The organism is Acinetobacter bereziniae LMG 1003 = CIP 70.12, assembly GCF_000368925.1.
Taxonomy (GTDB): Bacteria; Pseudomonadota; Gammaproteobacteria; order Pseudomonadales; family Moraxellaceae; genus Acinetobacter; species Acinetobacter bereziniae.
Map to the genome: position 1 here is coordinate 950,114 of NZ_KB849755.1, position 24,092 is coordinate 974,205.

The window sequence follows — 24,092 nt, forward strand, 5'->3', positions numbered from 1 at the left end:
ACGATTATTTCCGCAACTCATCCAAACGTTTTTGGGCATCTTCATTAAAATGACTAGCTGCCTGATAGTACCAGCGCATTGCCATTTTGATATCCGCGGCAAAACCATATCCATGCTCATACATTAGACCCAGTTTATAGGGTGCAACAGCATGTCTTTGTTTCGCTGCCTTACGGTAAAGGATTGCTGCTTCAGCAAAACTTTGTTCTACACCTTCACCCAATTCGTACATTTCCCCCAGCACAGTTAGCGCATCAGCATTTCCATTGGTGGCGGCTTTAGATATCCATTGCAAAGCTTGTTCTAGGTCTTTTTCGACACCTTTTCCTGCTTTAAAAAGTAACCCTAGATGAAGTTGCCCGCAATGATCATTTTGATTAGCAGTTTTTTGGTACCAATATCGTGCTTTTTCAATATCTTGTTCAATACCATGACCCTGCTCATACATCATGCCCAGTTCATTCTGAGCCGGCACATCGTTCTTTTCTGCTCGTTTTAAAATTCGGTCATACGCTGGAATTGTGTTGTAATCAATTTTCAAAGACTGCTTAACCTTACAATCACCATCAATAATATCAAAACCTAAGAAGTGTTCGAACATCTCTACCATCAATACACGAGCCAATCTTGTGTGATACATCGTCTGATTTTTTAAAGTAATATGGTAATATTTAAAATAATTTTCATGATCCTCAATGTGCTCTAATGAAAACTTAGGATCCGTTATTTTTTCTTTTTTTATTTTCCCATTTTCTACATATTCATGTTCATAATAGATTGAAAAATCAAGCCATACTTTCTCAAAATCTTGCACCTCACCCTCAAAATACAGATCTTCATCTTCTTCCTGTAGCATCCTTCTAACTTCATGATTATTTTTGTAAATCAGATAACTATAACTATCACAACTGTCGACACATTCGAAGAAAATAATCCAATCGTTAAAAGGCAAATCAACAACGAGTTCTTGCCATAACTCAGGGTGATTATATGCTGAATAAAAAATATCGATATTATCAATAATTACAAAGTTATCGTGTATCAGCTCAATTCGAATTGTAGTATAGCTTTCAATAATTTCAACTTCATGTTGCATCCATGTATAAATCATTGTTTTGATTTCTTGGATGTCACCTTGGAATGGAAATACCATTCCAGTCATTCGAGTACCCATCGTTTTTATAATCTTAAGCAAAGTATCAAAGCAACTTCATATCTGATCAAGATCAAAAATGATTGAGTTGATATGTTTAATTTAGAAAAAAGCGCAATATTGTCAAAATATTGCGCTTGTTAAAGCCATTTCAATGCAATGGCTCAGTCGAACATCAATAATTAACATATTCAGTTGTGGGATGCCATCAAGGCTTCAATATCCTCAATCGTTTTCACAACATTCTTGGTCAACACCAAAGGACCGTGTTCGGTTGCCACGACATCGTCTTCAATTCGGATACCAATACCACGCCATTTTTCCTCGACAGTTTCATCATCTGGCGCAATATATAGACCCGGCTCTACTGTAACTACCATGCCTTGCTCGTAGGTTCGCCATTGACCATTGTCATCTTTATAAGCACCAACATCATGTACATCCATACCTAGCCAATGCCCAGTTCCATGCATATAGAACTGACGATAACTTTCAGATTCGATAATTTGATCAACATCACCTTGCATAATTCCAAGTTCAACCAAACCTTCAACCAGAATTCGTACTGCTACCGTATGCGGTTCTTTATAAGAGTTTCCAATTTGAATCGCTTCTATCGCTGCAATTTGTGCATCTAAAATAATTTGATACAAGGCTTTTTGTTCAAGACTAAATTTGCCATTCACGGGAAAAGTCCGTGTGATATCTGAAGCATAACATTCATATTCACACGCCGCGTCAATCAACACCAGATCACCGTTTTTTAGGGGCTGATTATTTTCTACATAATGTAAAATACAGCCATTTTTACCACCACCGACAATGCTGTTATAGGCAGGGACACAACCATGCTGACCGAAAATATAATTCAATTCAGCTTCTAAAGCATATTCCATCATTTCGGGACGAACTGTTTGCATGGCACGGGTATGCGCATCCGCACTAATATTTGCTGCGATTTGCATCAATTCAATTTCTTCAGCTGATTTATGCAAACGCATTTCATCTAAAATCTGATCAAGTTGCATAAGCTGTGTTGGCACGCCGAAACCACGACTGGATTCTTGTGCTTTGGAAATCCAATGCGTTATTTTGACATCAAACTCTGCTCGTTGACCAATCCGATAGAATAGTTTTTCTTTATTGAGGATTTTGGCAATAATCTCTTCATCAAGCAGATCTATGGCATATGCTTCATCTGCTTCATAGTCATCAATTGCTCCATCAATTCCTGCTCGATAACCATTCCAAATTTCCATTTCACGGTTTCGCTCACGGCAAAATAGACTATAAATATACGTTTCACCAGTTTCATCTGTTTCGAACACTGCTACTGCTTGAGGTTCGGCAAAACCTGTAAGATAAAAGAAACTACTGTCTGCACGAAACTTATAGTCAGCATCTCTATTTCGCATGACTTCCGGACTAGTGGCGATAATTGCAATACTATTGGGACCCATTTGTTCAGCGAGGCGGTCACGACGTTCCTGAAAATCTGCTTGAGTTAATTTCATTCTCTATTCAGCTTATCTTTCAGTTCATTAAATTAATTGGTGAATGTTTAAATTACAGTTTGATGGGGTAAGATGTAAATACGAATACAACAATATTTATCCATTTATTTTAAAAACAAAATCAGCAGTATTCTATGAGATTGATTGATCGATCCTTATCAATATCCTTAAAATGACTTGGTTTGGTGATCAAAATATATCCGCATATCATGATAAAAAAATGGCTGATTGTGGTCTCTAAATTTTAGAGATTTACACAATCAACCATTTCATTAAAACTTAGCAGTGCTTCATCTTGAACAAAAAATTTAACTTGGACGGTGTGGTGTAAACATTTCGACCACATTGCTACTTTCAGATGAGTCTATAGCTTGCTTCATTTTGCTATGGAAATTTTGCAGCAAAGGGCTTTCTGAAACTGGCACTTTTTTGCGCCCTACAGATAGGGATACTGGAATCAAGCGAACAAACTCATATAGCTCCTCATAGCTTGCTTCACCCTCTTCATCGTCATCTGATTCATCAAACTCAACAGATGCGACATCTTGTAAACTTTCAATTAACTCTTGTTCGTCTGAACGAATGTGACCTGAAGCCAAACCAAAACCTAAAACAACGCCAGCACACCAGTCAGCCAAAGCTTGAACACGCTCCGATAAAGTATGTTCATCATCTGGAAGCATCGGAAGATAGTCTAAATCATCTTCAGCAAGCGCATGTGACACATCTTCGGTTTCATCTGAGAGTACAGCCAATGCTTCATCGTCTAATTTTGGTACATCCAACGTCGATAAAATTTGTAACCATTCATCTCGGGTTGGTACTTCGGTAACACAAACTATACCTGTTAATAAGCCATGTAACTCACTCGGGCTTGAAATTTCCTCAATCCCTTTAAAATTTTGGTTCCAATCTGACCAACCTGAAATATCGTCTTGCATTCGCTTATCCAATCTCTATACTTCTGTATATATTACCTTTGATTGCAAATCTGTGCGACCCGTTATGTTAGAACAATTACAGCGTCTACAAACGCATATTGGTGTTTTAAAAACACGAATCGAGACTGTTGAGAAAGAAAATGCATCGCTGTTAAAAGAAAAAGATAACAGTGAAGAGCAAGCTCACGCTCAAATCAGCCATAAAAACAGTATTATTACCCAAAAACAAGATGAAATTGATTCGCTCACTGAACAGCTTGCTCAGTTGCAAAATCAATTTCAACAGCTCAACACTGATGCCTCATCTTTAGCTGAACGCTATAGCCGTTTAGAAAAAAGCTGTACAGATTTAAAAAATCGTTTTCAGGAAATTTTAGCCGAACGCAATGAATTACGCGTGGTTAAAGAGAAAATGGCAAATGAACAGCGCCATCATTTGCAGGACATTAAAAACCTGCAAGATGAGCGTGAACGTTTAATCCAAAAAAATGAACATGCAAAGACCAAAGTTGAAGCGATTATTCAACGTCTTTCTATTTTAGGGACTGAACAAGATCATCATGCGCAAGAGATTCAACAACTTGCTCATCCTTCAGAATCTAATGAGGAAGTATAATTATGTCTGAACATGTTACCGTAGAATTGCGTTTAATCGAACAGACTTTCCGTCTAGGTACGACTACAGAAAAAAGGCATGAGTTAGAACGTGCTGGTCAGCTATTAAATGATAAGTTTCAAGAGTTCCGTCGCAAAGCACCCAACGTTGAACATAATAAGTTGGTGATTATGGTGGCGTTAGAGTTAATGCAAGAAGTTTTGAGCATGAATAAAACGTTACAAGAATACGCACAATGTGAACGTTTATTAGAAGCTATGCTCGAAGATGTTGAAAAAGCGGGCTAAACCGCTTTTTTTTCGTGCAGTTGATTTCATTTTTTTATCTATATTTATAATTTGTGACCTTTGATGATTTGCCACAAACGTCAGATTATGTATACTTAATACAACTCTGGGGTGTTCGCCAGTACGTCTATTCCCCTGCCGATACTTAAACTTATGGATGTGTTCTGTATATTTTGAGTGTATGCCCACCGCGAGTGGGAAACCCAGTAAGTGTACGTCACGTCCACCTTGAACTCATCGGGTTCAGGGTAACGACCATGCAGCGGCATCACCGGAGTACTTATTTTTATTATAAAAATTTAATGTTTAAAATTCATTCTAGTTCTCTGACGATTCTCTTTATACTGTATCCTCTTAAAATTTTCATGTTTTGATTTATATGGTCATTTCAATTGTATGATCCGCATAATCCTTACACTTATAACTCAACATCACATTAGGTTCTCAATTTAAGACCTGATACTTCATAAATACGTTCATTCAAACACAACACAGATCAACTTCATATTTTGACTTGAAAAACTTGATATTTTGCTAAAGCTTGATTGTGTCTATTTATGATTTAGCGCTTCATAGCAAAGATAGCCTGTTACACCACCACCCCCATCTTTCGGGTGCTGGATACCATCCATAACTGGAACTTTTTCAAAATCAAACGGTGAGACTCCAACGATACAGGAAACATTCACTCCAAACTGCTTAGGATTGGAGCGACGTTGATGAAAAGTATAAATTCCACAAACTGAACAAAAATAATGTGCTGCTTGTTTTGTGTTAAATCTATACTCTGTTAATTTATCACGACCTTCATAAACATTTATTCCTGAAAGTGGAGCAGACACGGCTACAGCTCCCCTCATACGACAAAATGAACAATTACAACGTCGTATTGTCTCAAAATTATCTGACAACTCTACGGTGAATTTCACTGCCTCACAGTGGCATTGCGCATTTAAAGCCATATTCATTCAGTTATTAAAGTCATATTTATTATGTCTAAAATAAGCAATAACCCTGAGAAAAAGCAAAATATTTCACTAATATTAGATAAAGAATCAATATTAATTTTCTTTATGGTTTTTCTTCAAATCTGGTCTTACCATTTGAATATTATTCTGCAATTCAAAAATATGACTTAAAGCCTTTGCTGTAAGTAAAATATTTTCTCTATGATCTAAATCAGGGACTTCTTGTATTCTTTTAGGAATACTATCCAGTTTCAAAGCAATCTCATATAAATCTGAATAAATAGTTTCTAATGTGCTCATTTATACTCTCTTACAAGAATTTTGGCTCATGACCTACAGGTCATTGAAAGTCATTTTTTAATCATAAATTCTATTCTTTTAAAATTATAAAAGAATAGTCGATCAATAAAGTCAACCATTTCTTGAATATTGATACTGCATAGACAAATCTAATCATCTGAAATATTGCTATAGTATTTATCCGAATGACAAGAGTAGATGGATATAATGTTAATTCGCCTCGCCAGTGAAGCCGATCTCAAATATTTAATAGCGATTGATAGTGTTGCCTTACATGAGGCACAACGAGTATTACAAATTCACGCTTGGTGTGCTCAAAGTACATGTTTTCTTGCTGAAAAGGATGGCGAAATCATGGGTTATGGTGTTTTAAATTACCATTTCTTTGGATGTGGCTTTATTGAAATGTTAATGGTTGGAGAGCATTATCGACGTAATGGCATCGGACTTGCCTTACTGAATGGCTTGAAGTCAAAATGCCTACATCCAAAACTTTTCACCACCACCAATCGTTCTAATTTGCCAATGCAACGTTTGTTACGCACTTCTGGATTTATAGAAAGTGGTCAAATTGAAAATCTTGATGAGGATGATCCAGAATTAGTATTTTTTATTCCAATCCCCCAATAAGTTACTTTTAAGCAGTCGCATTTCTAACTTTTAGGGCAATCCATCACTACTGCTTTCAGATTGAAAGATGGAACGATAGCTCGATATGATTTAATCAATGAAGACTACATTTATATATCAAATCATAAAGTAAAAATTGGTCATTTAGTTCTTGGGCTAATTGTTAGAATCAAATTGTGATTATTTACCACTTTTTAATGTTTGCAATAAGAAAATTAATTTCAAACAATATCAATGACAAATAAAAAAATACCCACTTGATGGAGTAAAGTGGGCGATAAAAACTGCGTATATAGTTGAAGCACAACCTTCAGCACTATGATTTGAATATGGCAAAGAAAACTTTAAAATTCAAGTTTATTTTTTACCCATTGGTAAATTTTTACGATCATTAAGTAACCAAAATGTAATTTAAAAAATGATGATTAATACTTGGTTTACGTGTAAAAATAAAGTTTTGTTATTTCAATCGCTTGTAATTCCAATAGCTTATCAGTAACCCAAAACACATCATCTTTTCAATACGTTTAGATCCAACAAGATATAAGTAGCCCATTTTCAATGAAACCCTATGGGCTACTCATGAGAGATACTAAGTGTTCAACATCCAGACTTCAACTTTAGAATTTTTGAGAAATACTGAACTTATAATCGCGCCCTGTACCCGTCATATATTCACCTAAATACATTTTATAGTCTCGATTAAACAAATTATCTATAGAGAAATTAAGTGTTGGTCCTTTCTCACCCACAGGTTGCCAATCTGCATATACGCCATGAAGCGAGTAGCCTTTGGTTTTAGGTAAAGAAAAAGAAGATGCAGCAATTGATTTATCATTATCAGATAAACTTCTGTCTTGAGCCGCAACAAAAATTCCTCTCCATCCCATGGTTAAGTGATGCTCAGGCACATTTACCCCTAAAGTTGCTGTGGCTTTTTTAGGTGGGATATCAACCATCCATGTTTTTTGGTCAAACCATGGATTCACAGGTGAATTATCACGTTGCCCACGAATATATGAATAAGTTAAACCAGCAAACCAAGTCGGTTGATTGTAGAAAACTTCAGCTTCATAGGCTTTAATGGTGTAATCGGTAACGTTTCGATAGAAACCATGATTGTAATTACCATTGCAGTCTTTAACACTGCCCTCACCTGTACTTGCATTATTTTCTGCTTGGGCTTGGCAAAAGGTTGAACGGTTTCTAAATATTTCGTCAGCACCACGATTACGATGGAAAGTCAATCGTACTTGTAGATGGTCATCTGTACTGAACAAATCATCAAAATTCATTTCATTACCGATACGTATCGCCAGCATTTTTTCAGGAAGCAGATAACGACTGGTCGATGGAACAGTGGTTGCCGCTGATTGCACATAATACTGCTCATCAACACGAGGAGCACGCCATGTCTTACTCACATTGGCAAACCATGTCATGTAGTCTGTTTGCTTCCAAGACATTGCCAAACGAGGTGACCAACCTGTATAGGTTTTACTTGAGTAATCGTGTCCTGCGGTAGGATCATTATAGCGTGATGCTCGATTGGGTTTCCCTGTGTTTTCAATATGATCGTAACGTAACGATGGTGTGATAATGATATTATTGAACTGATATTGATCTTCAACAAATGCGCTCAACATTTGCTGATCGCCTGCTGGCATATAATTGGGTTCATAATAGCCAAAATTAAAATCAGGCTTCTTCACATTGTTTTTATCAAAAATCAGGGAATTCTGTTCCATCTTTTGATATTGCGTACCGAATTTTAACTTATGAGTACCATATTTAGTTTCTATATCACTGATATTACTGAGTTTAAATGCTGTATTGGTATAGGTTACCCAACTTTCATTGCCTAAAAGTGCTGCTGAACCATTTACGCTTGGTAGTCTTTGGTCATGCTGATAGGTTTTTGAATATGAAGCAACCGCTTTGAGATTCAAATATGGATTGTCTGCTGGATTAAACTCATAATTTGCTGAATAACTGGTATCTTCCTGATCACGATAAACCAAACGTCGTTTCCATGCTTCATCATAGCCATATTTTGCAATATCTGCCTGTGTAGGCACAGCATCCTGATCACGCATGGCAGCAAATGGCTCCCGACCCTCATGTCCGCTGCGCATAGCATTGAGAGAGATTTTATGTCCATCTGCAGGATAAAAATTAAGTTTTGCTAAGTAGGTCTCTTGCTCTTGGGCAGAGTATAAAAATGTACTGCCATCTGGACGTTTAACATTACCACTGTCCCGGTTGGTATAATAAAACAAGCCATCTACTACACCATTATCAGCTTTACCATATACCGCACCTGTGTAGGTATTTTGGCGATTATTTGAATATCGAGAATACTTTAAAAATGCCCCTACATTTTTATCTTTATCTAATAAATCTGTCGCATCTTTGGTTTCTAAAGTAACCTTCCCACCAAAACCACCATTTCCAACTTCAACATTATGCGGACCTTTATCTACAGTGATTTTCTTTAAAATTTCAGGTTCTATAAATACCGATCCCTGACGATATTTATCAAAACTTTTTACAGAATCATCTAAAGTAATCGGAACATCTGCGACCCCACCCATACCCAGAATATTGATCGTTTGACCGCCGGGGCGAGGAGATGCAGCAGCCCCAACACTTGGCATGTTGTCTAAGAGTTGTGCCACATTATTGGCCTGATAACGATCAATTGCTTTTTGGTTTAAAACACTTTGTCCAAACTTAATTGTATCTTTTTGAACGGCTTCTACCACAATCGGCGTCATTTGATAAATTTGATTTTGCCCATTCTGATTTGAAGGCAGATTTTTGTCTGAACTCACTTTATCATGGTTCATTACAGGGGCACTTTCAACACTGGGCTTTTCCATTAATACATAGCCAGCTGAAGTTTTTTGGATTTGAAAGGGTGTATTTTGAACCAGCATTGTAAATATCTGGTCTAAGGTGTATTTACCTTGGATACTTTTAACTTGGTATCGATTGGTTTTGTTGGAATCAAGCAATAATGAGACATTGGCTTGTTGCGCCAAACTGTTTAAAGCTTGGGTGAGTGAACCACGCTGCACTTGATAGAAAGTCGTGGGCACAGCAGTTTCTGCGTAAATTTGTGTACTGACGACTCCCATAGACAAGGCTATGGCAGCGGTCAATGCGAGCGGTTTTATGGCATTTCGATATAAAGACTGGGACATTTTGAAGCCACCTAAAGTCAAATGATAATCATTCACTTCATTCAGTTAAAAAAAATATGTGTTCTAACTTATATGACGAAGACCATCCAAAAAAACCGCAATGAATGGTCATTTTTTTTAGAAGACACTGTTTAAACGTTTTATCACTCTGCATTTATTGCAATCACATGTTGCCCTATTTTTTTGATTTTTAAAGGATACTGTGTTGCCAAGAGTGCAAGTGTCTGTTCCAAATCTTGTTGAGTATTAATCACACCGCTCACTTTGTATTGCGCTAAAGTTGCTTGGTTAAATAATAAATATTGGTGATGATAGCGCCCTAAACGGCTAAGTAAATCTGACATTGGTAAATCATTCGCCAAGATTTGCTGTTTCTGCCAAGCGAATTCTGTTGATGCAGTATCTATTTTAGTTATCTGGCTTAAACCTTGTGAATCCGCTGTGATATTTTCACCTTGCTGAACCACTTTAGACAAAGGAGCTGCCTGCAAAGCCGTCGCTTCGACTTTAGAATGTAGCATATTCAATACACTGTGCTTTGGATATTGATTCACAATAAAGCGAGTTCCTAATGCCTTATAATCTGCTTGTGGCGTGTGGATAATCAGTGGTCTATTTGGATCTTTGGCAACATCGATATAAATGTCACCCTGAACTAAGTCAATTCGGCGTTTATCCGCTTTGAAATCCAATTTAATTGCAGATCGTGCCCCCAAAGATACTTTTGAGCCATCCTCCAAAGTGAATGACTGCATTTCACCTGTATCTGTTTTTAAATCAGCCGTATAGTAAGAGAATATTGTTGAGTGATAAGCAAAATATGTTGCGCTTGCTATACTTAAACAAAGTACAAAAGCTTTGGTAAATAATTTCTGGATTTCTGTTTTACTCTGCTGACTGATTTGCATAGAGTGATGAACATTCTGACTGGAAATACCATGTGTCATCGAAAGCTGTTGCATCGTTTCAGAAAAACTCAGCATTTCATCTAATTGATCCTGATATTCAGGATATTGATTGCGCCAAAGATCAAATTCAATCTGAGCCTGACGGCGCTCCTCTTGATCATCCGCATTTAAGCGAACAATCCACAGCGCCATATCTTTACGCAACTGTTTAGCGTTCATCTTGCTCCAGCTCAAGCAGATTATTTTTCGCTTCGTAACATAGTTGTAGACATTCAGCTAAATACAATTGCGTACTACGCAATGACCGACCAATCTCTAAGGCAACCTCACTTTGACTATAACCTTCAAAGTAATACATGATAAAAGCCTTACGCATCAGCGGGGTGGTATTTTGTAGCGCAACCGTCAAAAAGTCTAAAATTAACACTGCTTCTTCGATTTGATCGGATGACAGCAAGCTTTCTTGTTCATCTACGTGTTGCTTTAGGGTCTCTAAATAATTTTGCTCTAAGATATAACGACGGTGCTTATCAATAAGCAAATGTTTAGCCACATTGACCAAATAGGCTCGAGGTTCTTGAATGGAAAATAGCTGTTTAGTTTGCAACAGTTTTACAAAAGTATCTTGAACCAAATCAGCTGCGCTAAATGGATACTTGATCCTTAAGCTTAGCCAATGACGAAGCCAATCATGATGATCCAGATACATTTCTTGCAGTAACTGCTGACGTGATTGAGTTGTGGGAGTCTGAATCATAAAATGTAGTGCGCAAATACAAACAATAATAATTATCGTTTACATAAAGACTTTTGTAAATGCTCTATTCGACAACTTTTTGTCCTTTATTGAATAGACTTTTCCTAGGAATTAATTGATAATGATTATCAATTGCATTATTTAAAATTTGGTGAATATTGTGGAACAGCATACTCTAGGAACAGAAGCCATCCGAGCATTTTTCACACTACAATGCTGTTGGCTAAATAATGAAGAAATTTATCTCGAAAAAGGTTGTTTACATTGTGGTTCTGCAGCCACCTATTTAATTTACTTTACCAATACACCAATTCAAAACTTATTGTTGAATTTTATTCAAAAATACAATTGTCATCATAGCCGTAAATTGGACTTACTTGATCTGTTAGATTTTGAAGAACAATACAATGATTTCCTGCAAATCTTAGAAAACGCTGTTAACAGTTACGCTTGCCAATATCAAAATCGTCCAAGAGCACTTGCCTTTGAACAGGTTGATTCTATTTTTGAGCGAGAAGCTGCCGTTGCATGTTAAAGCGCTATATATTAAACCTTTGTAAGCCAAATCAATACACGGCTTAATTCTCAAAGCTTCAACGATGACTTAAATCATTGAAGCTTATAACCACGCCCTGCTCTCTTTGATCAATTAAAAAAATCAAGCATCATTAATCATATTGAAAGCGCCCTATTCTTAAAGAACAAGGCGCAGATGATCTGTTGATTTCTGTTGAAATGCTGCATGATTAAGATAGCGAAAACAATACTTCTCAATACGGTTAATCAAGCCGATTAGATTTTTATATTTACACCGACTTGAAAACCACGTCCAGGAAGCGGTGCAATATATTTTAACGGCGAGTTTTGTGGTCTTGCTTCTTCATTCAACAAATTCGACCCATTTAAAAATACGTCCATACTGGTTTTTTGTAGTTTGAAGTGTTTTTGAATTTGAAAATCCATCATGTTATATGCTGGCAATGGTACTTCTTCAGACACGCTTTTTCCTAAATATTGAGGCTTATCAAAATAGATACTGGATAATCTCACAGACCAATCATTTTGTGCCCATTCAACACTCATGCCATAACGGTTGGTTGGCATATTGGGTAAATAGTTTCCGTCATTAAACAGACTAAACTGATTCGGATGAAGGTTCTTATTTTTAACAAAATCGGCAAATGCTGATAGCACAACTGAGCCATAGGCATTTAATTCAACTTTTTGTTTTAAATCAACTTCAAACCCTGTGATTTCAGCATCGGTCTGTGTCCAATATTTAAGCGGCAAGCGGTTTTGAGTCTGCACACCTGAATGGGTTAAGTATAAGTAATTGTCATATTTCATTTTATAAACAGTGGCAGTTAAATTAAAATTTTGATAATTCAATAATCCTGTCAATTCTAGATTTTTTGACTTTTCTGCTTTGAGCTTTTGATTTCCTTCTTCTTGCAACATGGTAGAGTAATGCGCATTACTCGCATAAAGCTCATTGATTTCAGGCGCCCGATCTGAAACCGAATAGCGTAATTTTAAGCCCAATAAATCATTATATTTGAAATAAGACCCAAAGCTATAACTGTCTAAATCAAATTCAGTATCCTTTAACTTAGTATTTGGTGAGTTTCTTGCTGTTTTAAAATCACTCGCTTGAATTTTGTGTTCTACTTTTTCATTACGGTAACCTGCATCTAATTCTAGCCAGTCAAAGTCTAATTTTTCCTTAATAAATACAGCTTGTGTTCGAGTATCAACATGAGGTAAATAACGTAATTTCCCTTGCCCTTCAACTTTACGATCTATTTGATTTAGACCGACAAAACCACTCCAAAATTCGGTTGGTCGATGTTTAAGTAATAATTCTGCTTGTTGTGTATCAAATTGATAACGATTGGCCATCCCAGTACCCAGATACTCAGCAGAGGTATTGACTGTTTTACTGGCGTTAAACTGAATTTGATTGAGCAACAATGGGCTAAAGTTAAGTTCACTCGCAAGTGAATATCTTCGTTGATCCGTTTTAACCCCTACTGGTACGCTTTCACTGGTCGATTGAAAGGATTTATTTTCAAGAGAAAATCCCGGAACACCGTATTCACTTTTCTTCGAATCAGCACTGAGTCCGATATATCCTTGATCAAGAAAATATGTTGTGCCTACAGCAAAATGCTGATTATCTAAGTAACTGTTTCCAAGCTTACCGCTATAGTTCGGGGTGACGTCCTTATTAATTTTATTTTCCGTATACTGTTTGGTATTTGGAACATAATTGGGATTTACAGGATTGGTATAAGTTTTCCCACTCCATACAGATGTTGGCTTGTCTGTATAAAAAGAAAATGTACCATCTGCCCAATCTGGATTTTCTGTCATGAATTGGTCAATATATGGCTGTGATGCCGTGTTATACACCTGTTGAATTCGTGCTTCTTTTTGGCAAGCATCAGCTAAACCAGTATTAACTCCACCTGTTGCAGGAAATAATGCGCTATTACAGACTTTTGCTTTACCGTTACCCGGAATTTTATATGCCGCTATCTCTTGTGTCGAAAATAAGAAATTGGTCGAAAAATTCTTTTGGTTATTTAAATTTAATTTAAAGCCCTTTGCATCAAAATCATTCCAGCCCTTTTTAGCGACAAGTTCCAGTTCAGTTTTTTTTTCAGGAAGCACTTGATCTATGATTCCTGTATCAATGTCCACACTCCCACCGATAGCATTCCCACCATAACGCACCGTATCAGAGGATTTATTGACGGTAATTGATTGGCTAAACAATGGATCAAATGGAATATTAATATTGCCACTGATTGCATTCATTCCATAAAGCGATTGACCATTTTCTAAAATCTGTACCCGATTGCCGCCTAAACTACGGATGACTGGTGCACCAGCATTTGGACCAAAAGCACTACTTTGCACTCCTGAAACTTGCTTTAAGGCATCTCCTAAAGTTTTATTGTCCGCATTTTTATTTTTTACAACCACAAGATCTTGTTTAAAAATGTCTGTTTCTGCATCTACTCGAATGATGGGTAAAACATTGAGCTCTTTATTATCCACTGCATAGGCAGGAAAGATCGGTAAAGAAATTGCAATGGCTAAACTATGACGACGCACGATGATATATCCAGATTGTAATTTATTGTTATGTTATAACATTACATTTAACTATTCAACGACAATAATCTTAATGATTTATCCAACAAACACTATTGTGATAAAAATAATTTAAATAAGCCTTTGATCTAAATTAATAATTTAAAAAATTTATGCTATTTATGAACAAATTTCTTTGTTCTGAAATGCTGCATTGTTGATCTGATACTTATATTGATGAATTAAAGTTGTTTTTTAAGAGCTTAAGTTAAAATATCAGTTTAAAAACGATGTTCTAACTTTAAGCTGATATTGTGTTTATCATAAGAATACAACCACTCTACATTACTGTTATTTTGATTATATTGATAAGTGAGATTTGGTGTTAAACCGTAAAAGGCCCAACGCGGTGCACTTAAAATCAAGGTATAGTTTTGTTCAAAATCATGTCGCCTAGTCTCTAATACAGGCGTAAATTTATCAAATTGACGCCAACGAAAAGAACTAAATAAATTGGTGTTAAAGCCTGCGGTAAAATTTTTGGACAACCCTAAACGTATGCCTTGTTGTTGATATGCTGTGAAATATTGCTCTTGGGTATTATGGTCAACGAAATCGAGTCCACCAAATAAGGTCCAGTTTTTTGGTAAAATTTTCCAAAAAGTTGAATAGACTGAGTATTCCGTGCCATTCTGCCCCTTATACTGAGAATAGTTCATATCTTTCATTTCAGCCTCTAACTTGACGGCTTTATCGTTGGAAATAAAGCGCATCCACTCGCCTCTTAACCCATAAGCATTGTAGAGTGGATCATGTGCATAGTATTTATGTTCAAATACAGGAGCAACCAAGACTTGATTACGTTCATTATAAAAACTATAACCCGCATTTAAATTAAAAGTTAATTCATTATAATCTGTCTGATCTGGGTAAACTTGACCATAGAATAATCCACGTAAAGCAATACCATGCTGCCCAGAAAGTGACCAACGCTTGGTTAAAGTGGCTTCATAATCCAGACCTTGGGCACTGATCGCATCTGGTGTACCTCGCTTTAATTGTTCGACAGGCACGACTTCCTTGGTTTCTGGGTCAATACCGTAATAGGTCACGATGTCGTATTTATCCGAAGCGTTATTGATATTATTGGCATAACGTGAACCAAAAGCTAAAGAACCTTGCCATGCATCACGTTGTTTAAGTCCTTTAAGATACATCTCTACAGTTTGAAGAATACCTTGAGCAGTAGGATCGTTAGACATAGTTAATTGAGATTGAATCTGCTGAAATAACTGTAGTCCTTGCTGATTTTTTTGTTGTTCGGTGTAGACACGCGCCAGCTCAAGCTGAGTCATTAAATTATTGGATTGAATCTTTAGACTGTGTTGTAGTTTACTTTCAGCTAAGCTTAAATTTCCCTGTGTTCGTGCCATGACGCCTTCAGCGAATTCAGTCAAAGCCTGATCATAATTTGGAAATTTTTTATATTTTTCTAAATAACGTAAAGCGACATGCCATTGTTTTTGCATCACTGCCAAATAAAGCGCATAAGCAACTTCTGCGGGTTCATCCTTCACCATATATTCCTGACCTTGTATGATCAGATTCGGTAATGCTTGGTCTTTTTTGGGATCATCTGATTTGAGTAGTTTCTTATCATTTTGATATTGTTGCTGACTAATTTCCTGATTTAACCTGATACTGGTATCATCCGCTGCATAGACAGATTCTCCACACAGTACCACAACGCCAAGCAATACTATTTTTTTCATTGATCACCCTATAAAATAAAAAAAAGAAAGACTTACCAAAGCAAGCCTTTCTTATTCAAATCATTATTTCTTACCGCCGAATGCAACATCATATGTATTGTTACCTACAAATGTTGCAATGCCTGCTAAGCTGCTTTGGCTATTATAAAACTGACCTGAAACATCACCACCAGAAGGTCCACCTGTCCAAGATGCATTTGAACCACTAATCGTAGCGTCATTATTAATTGTTGCAGTACCTAAATTAAAGGTACGTGAACTATCGCTCAATGAACCAGTTAACTGTTTGGTTGCAAAGTTTGCAGTAAACGTACCTGACAACAAATTAGAGCCATTATAATTATTGACACCTTGAACGCTATAATTTGCAGTACCTGTAGACGGTACGCTGGTATCCGCATCTTTACCATTGTAATAAACAGTATGTGTTGTTGGATCAACTGTACCTAGACGGTTTCCACTGGCATCTTTGGCTTCGGCATTCCACTCACCAAACCAAACGTCTTGCGTAGGCACTTGTTTATAGTTGGCATAACCGATAGCAGCATGTGTTGGCGGAAGACCTGGTAAATACGGGTTCAAACGCACTACCCCATTGCCATCTGCATAACCGTTAAAACCCGAGAATGCAACAACTGCGCCGTTATAAAAGTCTTTGATTCCGAAACCTACACCCGAGTTTGGATGGTTTGGCCCCAGTGAACCTGTAGCTGCGACCTCGATTTTACTAACATCACTCGACTCACCGACTATAGCTGCCTGAGCAGCACCGACTAAACCAATAGATAGTAAAACAGCCAGTGAGATAGATTGAAGTTTCATTTTAAATTCCTCGTTATGAGTTTAAAGTTTTACCATTAAGAATAAAAATAAAAAACTTAATGATTATCATTTAAAATAAAACATGTGCTGCACTGATTTTAATTTTTCAATTTAAGTGTAAAATCAAGGAGTACCTGTCTTATTTTCCACACATTTATTGCACACCACGTGCAATAAATTCGGTTAATTACCTTTAAGTTCCTTAAAACTTATGGGTAATGCTTAGCTTAAATGTTCGACCAGGTGCTGCGATTGCCGAACGGGTTAAAGGATCAATATAGAATTCGTCAGTAAGATTAGTTCCCACCAGTTCAAATAAAGTGTCCTGCTTCAGTCGATAATTGATATAAGCATCTAAAATGGTCATTGAGTTCCAAGCCAAAGGGGTATTGGCGTAATAACTCATCTCTATCCCGTTATAGTTTTTCGTTTCAGGATTTTCATATTTTTGGTAATAACTCGCTCGTGTACCCAATTCCAATTTCTGATCAAAGAAACGTCCTCCAAGCGTCAAATTTACTGAATATTTGGGAATTGCCATACTGACCAAATATCCCCCTACAAATCCATCATCGACACAGCGATTTACTGAGAACTGCTTATTTGCCCCCAAAATCATTGCTGAATTTTCATCACATACTTTATTCTTAAAACGGTAATTGGCACTCAAATCCGTAAAGAAACGTCCATTGTCAAAGCGACTTTGTAGTTCCAGTCCTTCTGTAGTGAGACTATCGACATTACTAAATGCCAAAGTTGGACTACGCTCAATCGCATTCTTGGTTTTGTTATAGTAATAAGCCAATTTAATATCAGCATAACTGCTGTTTTTAAAAAACTCTGAAAGATTATAAACATAGGCGAGTTCATAGTTCGATGCATGTTCAGGTTCTAACTTATAACCACTTAAAGTTCCAGAAAAACCAAGCGTACTTTCAAACATACTTGGCATTCTATATGCTTCGCTATAGCGCAAATACATTCGACTATTCGAGTTAAAGTTAACCGTTGCTGAAGCCGTCGGTGTCCAACCACTATCTTTGCTTTTTTGCACACCTGTTTTGGTTAAGTCAATATCTTCATAAGCACTAGGAGTGCCGCTCGCATAATATCCATAATCCCGCCCCTCCACTAAAGTCCCATTTAAAAAGGGATTATTGGCAATGGTTAATTGTCCACGACTATCCTTTTGATAGTTAATCGTATTACGTTGAGTATATATATACCTTTTTAATTCTTTTTGCTTATATTCTTCCGTCCAGCCCTGAGCCAAAGCGGATGCATCTAATGTATTTCTTATTTGTTGTTCTCGTTCTGGGGTCATATTTGCTTTTTTGGTAAAATAAATCATGCTTAATGCAGTGGCTTTTTTAATCAGGTTAAACTGGGGATCACCTGCATTGACCCGTTCATTAAGAAAATCATCAAAGGCCCAATAGTTTTGATATCTTGCACCTGCATTTAGCGTCAGCCATGATACAGGCTGATAGTCAAAGTTAAAATTAAACTCTTTTTCTTCTCGACGCCCTGCTCTCGGTACCATTCGATAACCTGAATTTGTTCCGTTAATATTCGGGTCTTTATAAATATCATCTGAACTGAGCTTTTCTTTTTGAAAACTACCACCAACAGTCAAACCAAGACTAGACAGTAATTTAAACTTATTGCTCAAGGTTATTCCTTGGCGAGTATTGTCTGAGTTTGCGACGGCACTGTTCACAAAGATGCCCAAGTTCTCATTGGTATCATTGGGAAATCCACCAGAACTATAGGTATTGCTTTTGGTATCAGTTCGCCAAATATTGCTGTAAAAATCAACCAAATTATTGTTTTGAGGCTGATATTTGTATTCCATATTATAGGCTTTGGAGTCAATATGACTTAAAGGCCACTGTGGTACGCCTGTTTTGTTTTTTACCAATGCCTCCCAAGCAATTCTCGAGGGCAGTATTTCTCCGTTGGTGATTGAACTGTCCCGATAACCAAACTCTAAACGCTGTTCATCAGTCGGCTTCCATGTTGCTTTTAACAAATAAGATTCTGTTTCCAGGGATGTATTCGGAACTTCTGTACCTCCCGGATAAACTTTGGCAAGATAAGGAACATAGTTATAACGCTCCTGTGATGGTTTATTATAATATTCACTGCCATTTTTTCCGGCAAAATGATTGCCCTTATTCCGATAAGCATAAGCAGCCAATACTTCAAAGTTATCTGTACGCCCCGCCAAAGCGATACGAGTCGCAACATCATCACCTGAATATATATTGTTCTCTTTATTCTGGCGTGCCATCTTAAATAAAGACGGATCATAATAAGGTTCGAATATTGGCTTACCTTGCCAGTTCGTTGCTACTGGCGGATAGTTGGGATTATCATAAATACTTTGACCTGTGAGTAATTGCGGTTCTCTAGGTTTCACTGCATTACTGCTGGTTTCTACTTTTATTTCTCCACCAAAATTTTTACCTTCTTTTAAAACATCATCTACAGCCAAAGTATGAATAACGACAGCACCGCCGACACCTGTGTTTACATTGCGGGTGATGGAAGGTCCTTTGATGACTTGTAGCCCACCGATTAAATTCGGATCGATATAACTACGGTTATTTGCACCGTTATAACCGCGCCATACTGTTAGTGCTTGCTCTGTCCCATCAATAAGCACTGGCACTCGTCCCGGTCCTTGAACGCCACGTATGCTTGGATCTAAAGCACCACTATTTCGAGCATCCCCACTGTATACTCCGACCATTCCCTTAAATAAGTCTGCTGGCTGAGCGCCTTTATATCGTTCTATTTGCTCTTTGCTGGCGTAGACGCTAGAAATATCTTGGTCATAAACATCATTCTGCCCTTTTGTATCTCGACTAACTGTGCCAAAAACAGTCATTGGGCTAAGTTGCACCGCATTTTCATATTCGGTGGCTGTTGATTGAGTGGTTGATACTGCGGTTTTAAGTTCTGCTTGAGTCACTTGCTTGAGCATATAGCCACTGCCCACTTTTGCTGCAACAAATTCAGTGGGTGCTAAAATACGCTGGAAACCACTTTCCACATCATATTGCCCAGTCAAACCAGAACTGGATTTTCCTTTTAATAAATTGGCATCTATGGCAATCGTGGTACCTGCTTGTTCAGCAAAAGTGTTTAAAACACTGGCAAGTGAACCTGCTGGGATATGATAAGAACGTGATTCCAAAGTTTGCGCAGAGACGCTCTGCGCCAGCCCCATTGCACCAATCCCCACACAAGCAACATGAATAGCAAATGCCAATGATGAAACTCGAAAAGAAGATTTTGTTTGCTTTTTATCCCAAGCAGCTTTGCTCATTTTACGCCCCAGTAAATGTAAATAAGAATCATTCAATACATGCAATTAAATGAATCCTAATTTTTGCTTCTACTTAATATGACGCACGAGAAATAAAAAAGTGGAACCTAGAATTAAATTTTTTTTAAATGAAACTTGAACGGGTCTTAGACTTATGACGAAACGGAGCTTTGGGAAGCTTTCTAAATCTGATTGATCTTGATCAGGCAAGAAACTTTTGTCTTTAACCTGAGTTCGATAAAATTCTTGATAAAATATGAAACTTGAAAAAGTCAGCCACAATTTCCTGAGACAGGGCTTTATTGATAAAATATAATCGTCTGTTCTCATTAATCAATGCGTTTCAGATCACTCATTGTTGAGTGGTGAGAGCAATGTGGTTGATTGAGATGTAAACCGACTCATAGATATAACTACTTATTTTATTGAGTCGTTACCACAGTCAGATACGGCGTGATTTGATAAATCTTGAGCTGTGGAAAAACACTATTCAACAACTTCAAAGCATTTTCAGCATGATCTAAAGGCAAGACTGCATTGACTTGGATTTTTTCCAGTTGATCCGTTTTAAATATAATTTTCGTTCGGCTATTTTGATCTAATTCCGTCAAAACTTTCGATAAAGGCATATTTTCAACAATCAACTGACCTTGCATCCATTTTTGTTGTTCGTTATGAATGTTCAAATCATGAATGGGTTGTATAGCATATCCATTAAATGTGACTTCCTGCCCTGCGGATACAATCACGGAAGATGGCTTGGATGGTTCTTTAACGAAGTGAGAAGTTTGTACTTTCACTTTAGAATGCAACATCTTGAGTTCTGTAAGTTCTGGCTGATAACGAACACTAAATGCAGTGCCTAAAGCTTCGATTTGACCATGTTGTGTTTGAACAATAAACGGACGTACTTGGTCTTTAGCGACATCTACAAATATTTCGCCTTGGACCAACTCAATGACACGTTGATTAGCAGAAAAATGTACATTGACCGCACTTTGTCCACGAAATTTCAGCGTTGACCCATCGTTTAAGCTATGAGTCATCCATTCTCCTGCCGAAGACTTGAGGTCAGCCGTGAGGTAAGCGATTGGATGATAGGCAAGATAAGTATAAATCCCCCCCAAACTGCATAATGCGATGGCAAAGAGGCTACCATAACGTAAATTCTTTTGTTTATTTACACTTTGCAAACCTGCTTTCAGCACGGATTGCGTCATCTGCTGCTGTTGCGGGGTCTGTACCAGTTTTTGAATGGAATACAGATAATGTTCAATATCTTGTGCAATTTTTTGTCGTTGCGGACTCATACTTTTCCAAGCATCAAAATCCATTTTAGCCGCTTTTTTTGTTAAATCATCATCAGCACTGAGCAATACAATCCACTCTGCGGCTTCTTCAATTAATTTTTGTTTGCTTTTCTGATCATCTATCATTTATACAAACAGATCCTTCTCTTGCTTTAGCACATAACATTGCACCAAGCATGTTGCGAGATATTTTTGAATCATTTTCGTCGAAACACCAATCTGCTCGGCAATCTCTTTATGAGTCAAACCTTCAAAATAATGTAAAACAAACGCACGTTGGGCTTTTTCAGAAACAGATGCCAATGCCTGACAAATTTGATCAATCGCTTGAATAATCTGCAGTTGGTCTTCGGGTGAAGGAATCGCATCTAAAAGATATTCCATTTGACCTAATTCATCCAAATACGCTTGTTCAATGCGTTTGCGGCGGACTTGATCAATCATTAAGTTACGTGCGATCGTGACTAAATAAGCACGTGGCTCTTTAATCCCAAACAACTCATCACGCGTCTGTAAAATCTTGATAAAAGTATCTTGAACCAAATCAGCCGCATGTTCACTGCTACCCATCTTTTTTCTCAGCCATTGATGTAACCAAGACTGATGATCACGATACAATTGATCTACAAATGCAGGATTTTTGTTCACAATAGAATCAACTCGTTTAAGCTCACACAAATGATAATAATTATCATTTAAATGTCAAGCAGCTCTTCTCTAAAATCACTGAATTTTAAATTACATTTTTGTCGACCAATCGTATATTGTTGCGATATATGGATTAAAAATAACAATTATTTTTCTATAAAACCTTATTAAAAACATCTATGACAGCGCATCATTTTTGTATCCAAATTTATTTACCTGCCCTTATGAGTATTTTCAAATAAATATAGGTTTTATTGTGATCAATATAAGTGAAACATCTTTTTAACCATCACAATAGAAACACTCCGACTTTTCCAAAGTGAGATGATAGGTGCTTGCACCATGTGCCAGCATCGACGCTTGAAGGTGACCTTCCAAATCTTGATCATGAATCAACTGTAATTGACCACATTTTTTACAGCATATTCGGATATTGGTCTGGCAATTTTTAAATGAATAGAGTGCCTGTTCATTTCCAAGTTTAAATTTCACCAACACACCTGCTTCTTCCAACTGCCTCAAGGTCTGATATACGCCTGCAAAAGACAGCTTTTTAACCTGAGGTGATGGATTGTATAAAATTTCTGCGGCAGTGAGTTCACGCCGTGCATTTTTTAAAATATTCAGTACTGTTAATCTTGTTGTAGTCACTTTTAAATTTGCTTGTAGAAGTAAATGTTTTAATTCTTCAATATTTTTATAGGGGTTAAAGATTTCCATCCAAAGATAATCCTCATAGATTCATGCCTTAAGCCACATCCATAATTGTACGCAAATCATCATCATAATAATTGCACCGACTGCCCACGGATGAGGCACTGTCAAAATTAAAATTCCAGCTGCTACACTCATACTCAACAAAGAAAACAACTTCACTTTTGTAGGTAATGTGCGCTGGGTCTGCCACTGCTGTAAAATTGGTGCAATCAGTCGATTGTTTACAATCCAGTGATGCATTCGTTTTGAGCCTTTGGCTGCAAAAATTGCTGCAAGAAAATAAAAATCAAACGTAGGCAAACCTGGTACAACTAAACCAATGGTACCCAAAATCAAACATAAACCTGCGAGTGCAATACACACGCAACGTACCAACCATGACTTCGCCAGTTTAGCTTCTGGCAATGTCATACTGGTATTGATATCTGTTTCAGTTCCTGTTTGCTTCATTGCTTGATTCCCTTTTCAACGATTCATCATTTATTTCAGTGTTTTCAATTGTGCTAAAAGCTCACCAAAACGCTGAAAGCCTTGCATCGCTCCTTCAATAATTAGTTGTTGATCTTCTGAACTAAAATTTGCCTCATCCAGCGTTTGCTTGAAACGTTTCCACACTAAGCCTCGACCTTCTGGATATGCTGCCAAATTACGTGCACCAAACTCTGCATTAAAGCCAAATTTAGCTTGTGCTTCTTTGAGTAAAAATGCTGCACCTAATGTCGAACCTTCAGAGACATAAATCCAGCCTAATGATTGAGGAAAGCTCACGGTATGCGTCGCAATATCGCTTTGTTGTGGCTGCACACCTAAATCAGCCAAATCCTGCAATGCTGCATCAGAACGACCACGCACATCTAAATCAGGAATCAACTGTTGCACCTTTGAATCTTCATATAAATGTTCAACATCTTTCTGAAAGTAATACTGTGAAAGTGTGAATTGGGCATAATTGTCTTGGCTGGCAAAAGCACCCGATTGTTGCATCAAAACTTCCATGCGATCATGTTCTTCAGCAGTCGTTTGCTTTAAACGTTGCATTAAACTTTCTGTCATTGCTTTTTCTGTCGCTGCGTTCATAAAAATTCCTCAATAAACGTTGTATACACCTGT

Annotated in this window: 21 protein-coding genes and 1 other RNA gene; 5 read left to right on the forward strand and 17 right to left on the reverse strand. The window is 37.2% G+C overall.

Translation table 11 applies throughout. The features are described from left to right. Positions 1 to 4 precede the first annotated feature (4 nt). From F938_RS06430 to F938_RS06440, 3 genes are all read right to left on the reverse strand, one after another. On the reverse strand, positions 5 to 1,096 hold the full coding sequence (locus F938_RS06430; protein WP_227562169.1) for a tetratricopeptide repeat protein: 1,092 nt from the start codon (positions 1,094 to 1,096) through the stop codon (positions 5 to 7). 248 nt (positions 1,097 to 1,344) lie between these two features. Next, a complete protein-coding gene (gene pepP, locus F938_RS06435) occupies positions 1,345 to 2,667 on the reverse strand; it encodes a Xaa-Pro aminopeptidase (RefSeq protein WP_005030462.1) in 1,323 nt (440 codons plus the stop codon). A gap of 308 nt (positions 2,668 to 2,975) precedes the next feature. After that, positions 2,976 to 3,608: a UPF0149 family protein gene (locus tag F938_RS06440; protein ID WP_005030463.1), complete on the reverse strand. Its 633-nt coding sequence runs from the start codon at positions 3,606 to 3,608 to the stop codon at positions 2,976 to 2,978. 64 nt (positions 3,609 to 3,672) lie between these two features. Between F938_RS06440 and F938_RS06445 the strand changes: the two genes are divergently transcribed. The 3 genes from F938_RS06445 (at position 3,673) to ssrS (ending at position 4,793) form a co-directional block, all read left to right on the forward strand. Further along, positions 3,673 to 4,224, forward strand: coding sequence for a hypothetical protein (locus tag F938_RS06445; protein ID WP_004831739.1), 552 nt, complete (start codon positions 3,673 to 3,675; stop codon positions 4,222 to 4,224). A gap of 2 nt (positions 4,225 to 4,226) precedes the next feature. Beyond that, the gene (locus tag F938_RS06450) at positions 4,227 to 4,511 is read left to right on the forward strand and encodes a cell division protein ZapA (RefSeq protein WP_004831740.1); all 285 of its coding nucleotides are present in this window, start codon (positions 4,227 to 4,229) and stop codon (positions 4,509 to 4,511) included. Positions 4,512 to 4,611: 100 nt separating this feature from the next. Further along, a non-coding RNA gene (ssrS, locus tag F938_RS23690) (6S RNA) lies at positions 4,612 to 4,793 on the forward strand. Between the two features lie 269 nt (positions 4,794 to 5,062). On the opposite strand, the gene F938_RS06455 is transcribed toward ssrS, so the two are convergent. Next, a complete protein-coding gene (locus F938_RS06455) occupies positions 5,063 to 5,479 on the reverse strand; it encodes a GFA family protein (protein ID WP_026040274.1) in 417 nt (138 codons plus the stop codon). Between the two features lie 93 nt (positions 5,480 to 5,572). Further along, positions 5,573 to 5,779 (reverse strand): hypothetical protein, encoded by a 207-nt coding sequence (locus F938_RS06460; protein ID WP_005030465.1) that lies wholly within the window; start codon positions 5,777 to 5,779, stop codon positions 5,573 to 5,575. Between the two features lie 198 nt (positions 5,780 to 5,977). On the opposite strand from F938_RS06460, the gene F938_RS06465 reads away from it, so the two are divergent. Then, on the forward strand, positions 5,978 to 6,409 hold the full coding sequence (locus tag F938_RS06465) for a GNAT family N-acetyltransferase (RefSeq protein ID WP_228129442.1): 432 nt from the start codon (positions 5,978 to 5,980) through the stop codon (positions 6,407 to 6,409). Between the two features lie 620 nt (positions 6,410 to 7,029). Here F938_RS06465 and F938_RS06470 read toward each other — a convergent pair. From F938_RS06470 to F938_RS06480, 3 genes are all read right to left on the reverse strand, one after another. Then, positions 7,030 to 9,615 carry a TonB-dependent hemoglobin/transferrin/lactoferrin family receptor gene (locus F938_RS06470; protein ID WP_005030469.1) on the reverse strand — a complete coding sequence of 862 codons (2,586 nt, stop codon included), beginning with the start codon at positions 9,613 to 9,615 and terminating at the stop codon, positions 7,030 to 7,032. Between the two features lie 143 nt (positions 9,616 to 9,758). After that, entirely contained in the window at positions 9,759 to 10,742 is a 984-nt protein-coding gene (locus tag F938_RS06475) for a FecR family protein (RefSeq protein ID WP_005030471.1), read from the reverse strand. Then, positions 10,732 to 11,280, reverse strand: coding sequence for a sigma-70 family RNA polymerase sigma factor (locus F938_RS06480; protein ID WP_005030473.1), 549 nt, complete (start codon positions 11,278 to 11,280; stop codon positions 10,732 to 10,734). The genes F938_RS06475 and F938_RS06480 overlap by 11 nt, the downstream gene beginning before the upstream one ends. Positions 11,281 to 11,440: 160 nt before the next feature. On the opposite strand from F938_RS06480, the gene F938_RS06485 reads away from it, so the two are divergent. Further along, a complete protein-coding gene (locus tag F938_RS06485) occupies positions 11,441 to 11,815 on the forward strand; it encodes a hypothetical protein (protein ID WP_010590871.1) in 375 nt (124 codons plus the stop codon). A gap of 257 nt (positions 11,816 to 12,072) precedes the next feature. Here F938_RS06485 and F938_RS06490 read toward each other — a convergent pair whose 3' ends face one another. The 9 genes from F938_RS06490 to F938_RS06530 form a co-directional block, all read right to left on the reverse strand. After that, positions 12,073 to 14,400, reverse strand: coding sequence for a TonB-dependent receptor (locus F938_RS06490; RefSeq protein WP_005030477.1), 2,328 nt, complete (start codon positions 14,398 to 14,400; stop codon positions 12,073 to 12,075). A 260-nt stretch (positions 14,401 to 14,660) separates the two neighbouring features. Next, positions 14,661 to 16,151 carry a surface lipoprotein assembly modifier gene (locus F938_RS06495; protein ID WP_005030480.1) on the reverse strand — a complete coding sequence of 497 codons (1,491 nt, stop codon included), beginning with the start codon at positions 16,149 to 16,151 and terminating at the stop codon, positions 14,661 to 14,663. A gap of 63 nt (positions 16,152 to 16,214) precedes the next feature. Next, positions 16,215 to 16,973 (reverse strand): Slam-dependent surface lipoprotein, encoded by a 759-nt coding sequence (locus tag F938_RS06500; RefSeq protein ID WP_005030482.1) that lies wholly within the window; start codon positions 16,971 to 16,973, stop codon positions 16,215 to 16,217. Positions 16,974 to 17,175: 202 nt separating this feature from the next. After that, positions 17,176 to 20,307: a TonB-dependent receptor gene (locus F938_RS06505; protein ID WP_026040275.1), complete on the reverse strand. Its 3,132-nt coding sequence runs from the start codon at positions 20,305 to 20,307 to the stop codon at positions 17,176 to 17,178. Positions 20,308 to 20,729: 422 nt separating this feature from the next. After that, positions 20,730 to 21,743 carry a FecR family protein gene (locus F938_RS06510; protein WP_005030486.1) on the reverse strand — a complete coding sequence of 338 codons (1,014 nt, stop codon included), beginning with the start codon at positions 21,741 to 21,743 and terminating at the stop codon, positions 20,730 to 20,732. Next, positions 21,744 to 22,265: a sigma-70 family RNA polymerase sigma factor gene (locus F938_RS06515; RefSeq protein WP_005030488.1), complete on the reverse strand. Its 522-nt coding sequence runs from the start codon at positions 22,263 to 22,265 to the stop codon at positions 21,744 to 21,746. Between the two features lie 282 nt (positions 22,266 to 22,547). Then, on the reverse strand, positions 22,548 to 22,985 hold the full coding sequence (locus F938_RS06520; RefSeq protein WP_005030490.1) for a Fur family transcriptional regulator: 438 nt from the start codon (positions 22,983 to 22,985) through the stop codon (positions 22,548 to 22,550). 21 nt (positions 22,986 to 23,006) lie between these two features. Continuing rightward, positions 23,007 to 23,432, reverse strand: a complete 426-nt coding sequence (locus tag F938_RS06525) for a YbaN family protein (protein WP_005030492.1) — start codon at positions 23,430 to 23,432, stop codon at positions 23,007 to 23,009. A 30-nt stretch (positions 23,433 to 23,462) separates the two neighbouring features. Continuing rightward, positions 23,463 to 24,059 (reverse strand): biliverdin-producing heme oxygenase, encoded by a 597-nt coding sequence (locus F938_RS06530; RefSeq protein WP_005030494.1) that lies wholly within the window; start codon positions 24,057 to 24,059, stop codon positions 23,463 to 23,465. Between the last annotated feature and the right edge of the window lie 33 nt (positions 24,060 to 24,092).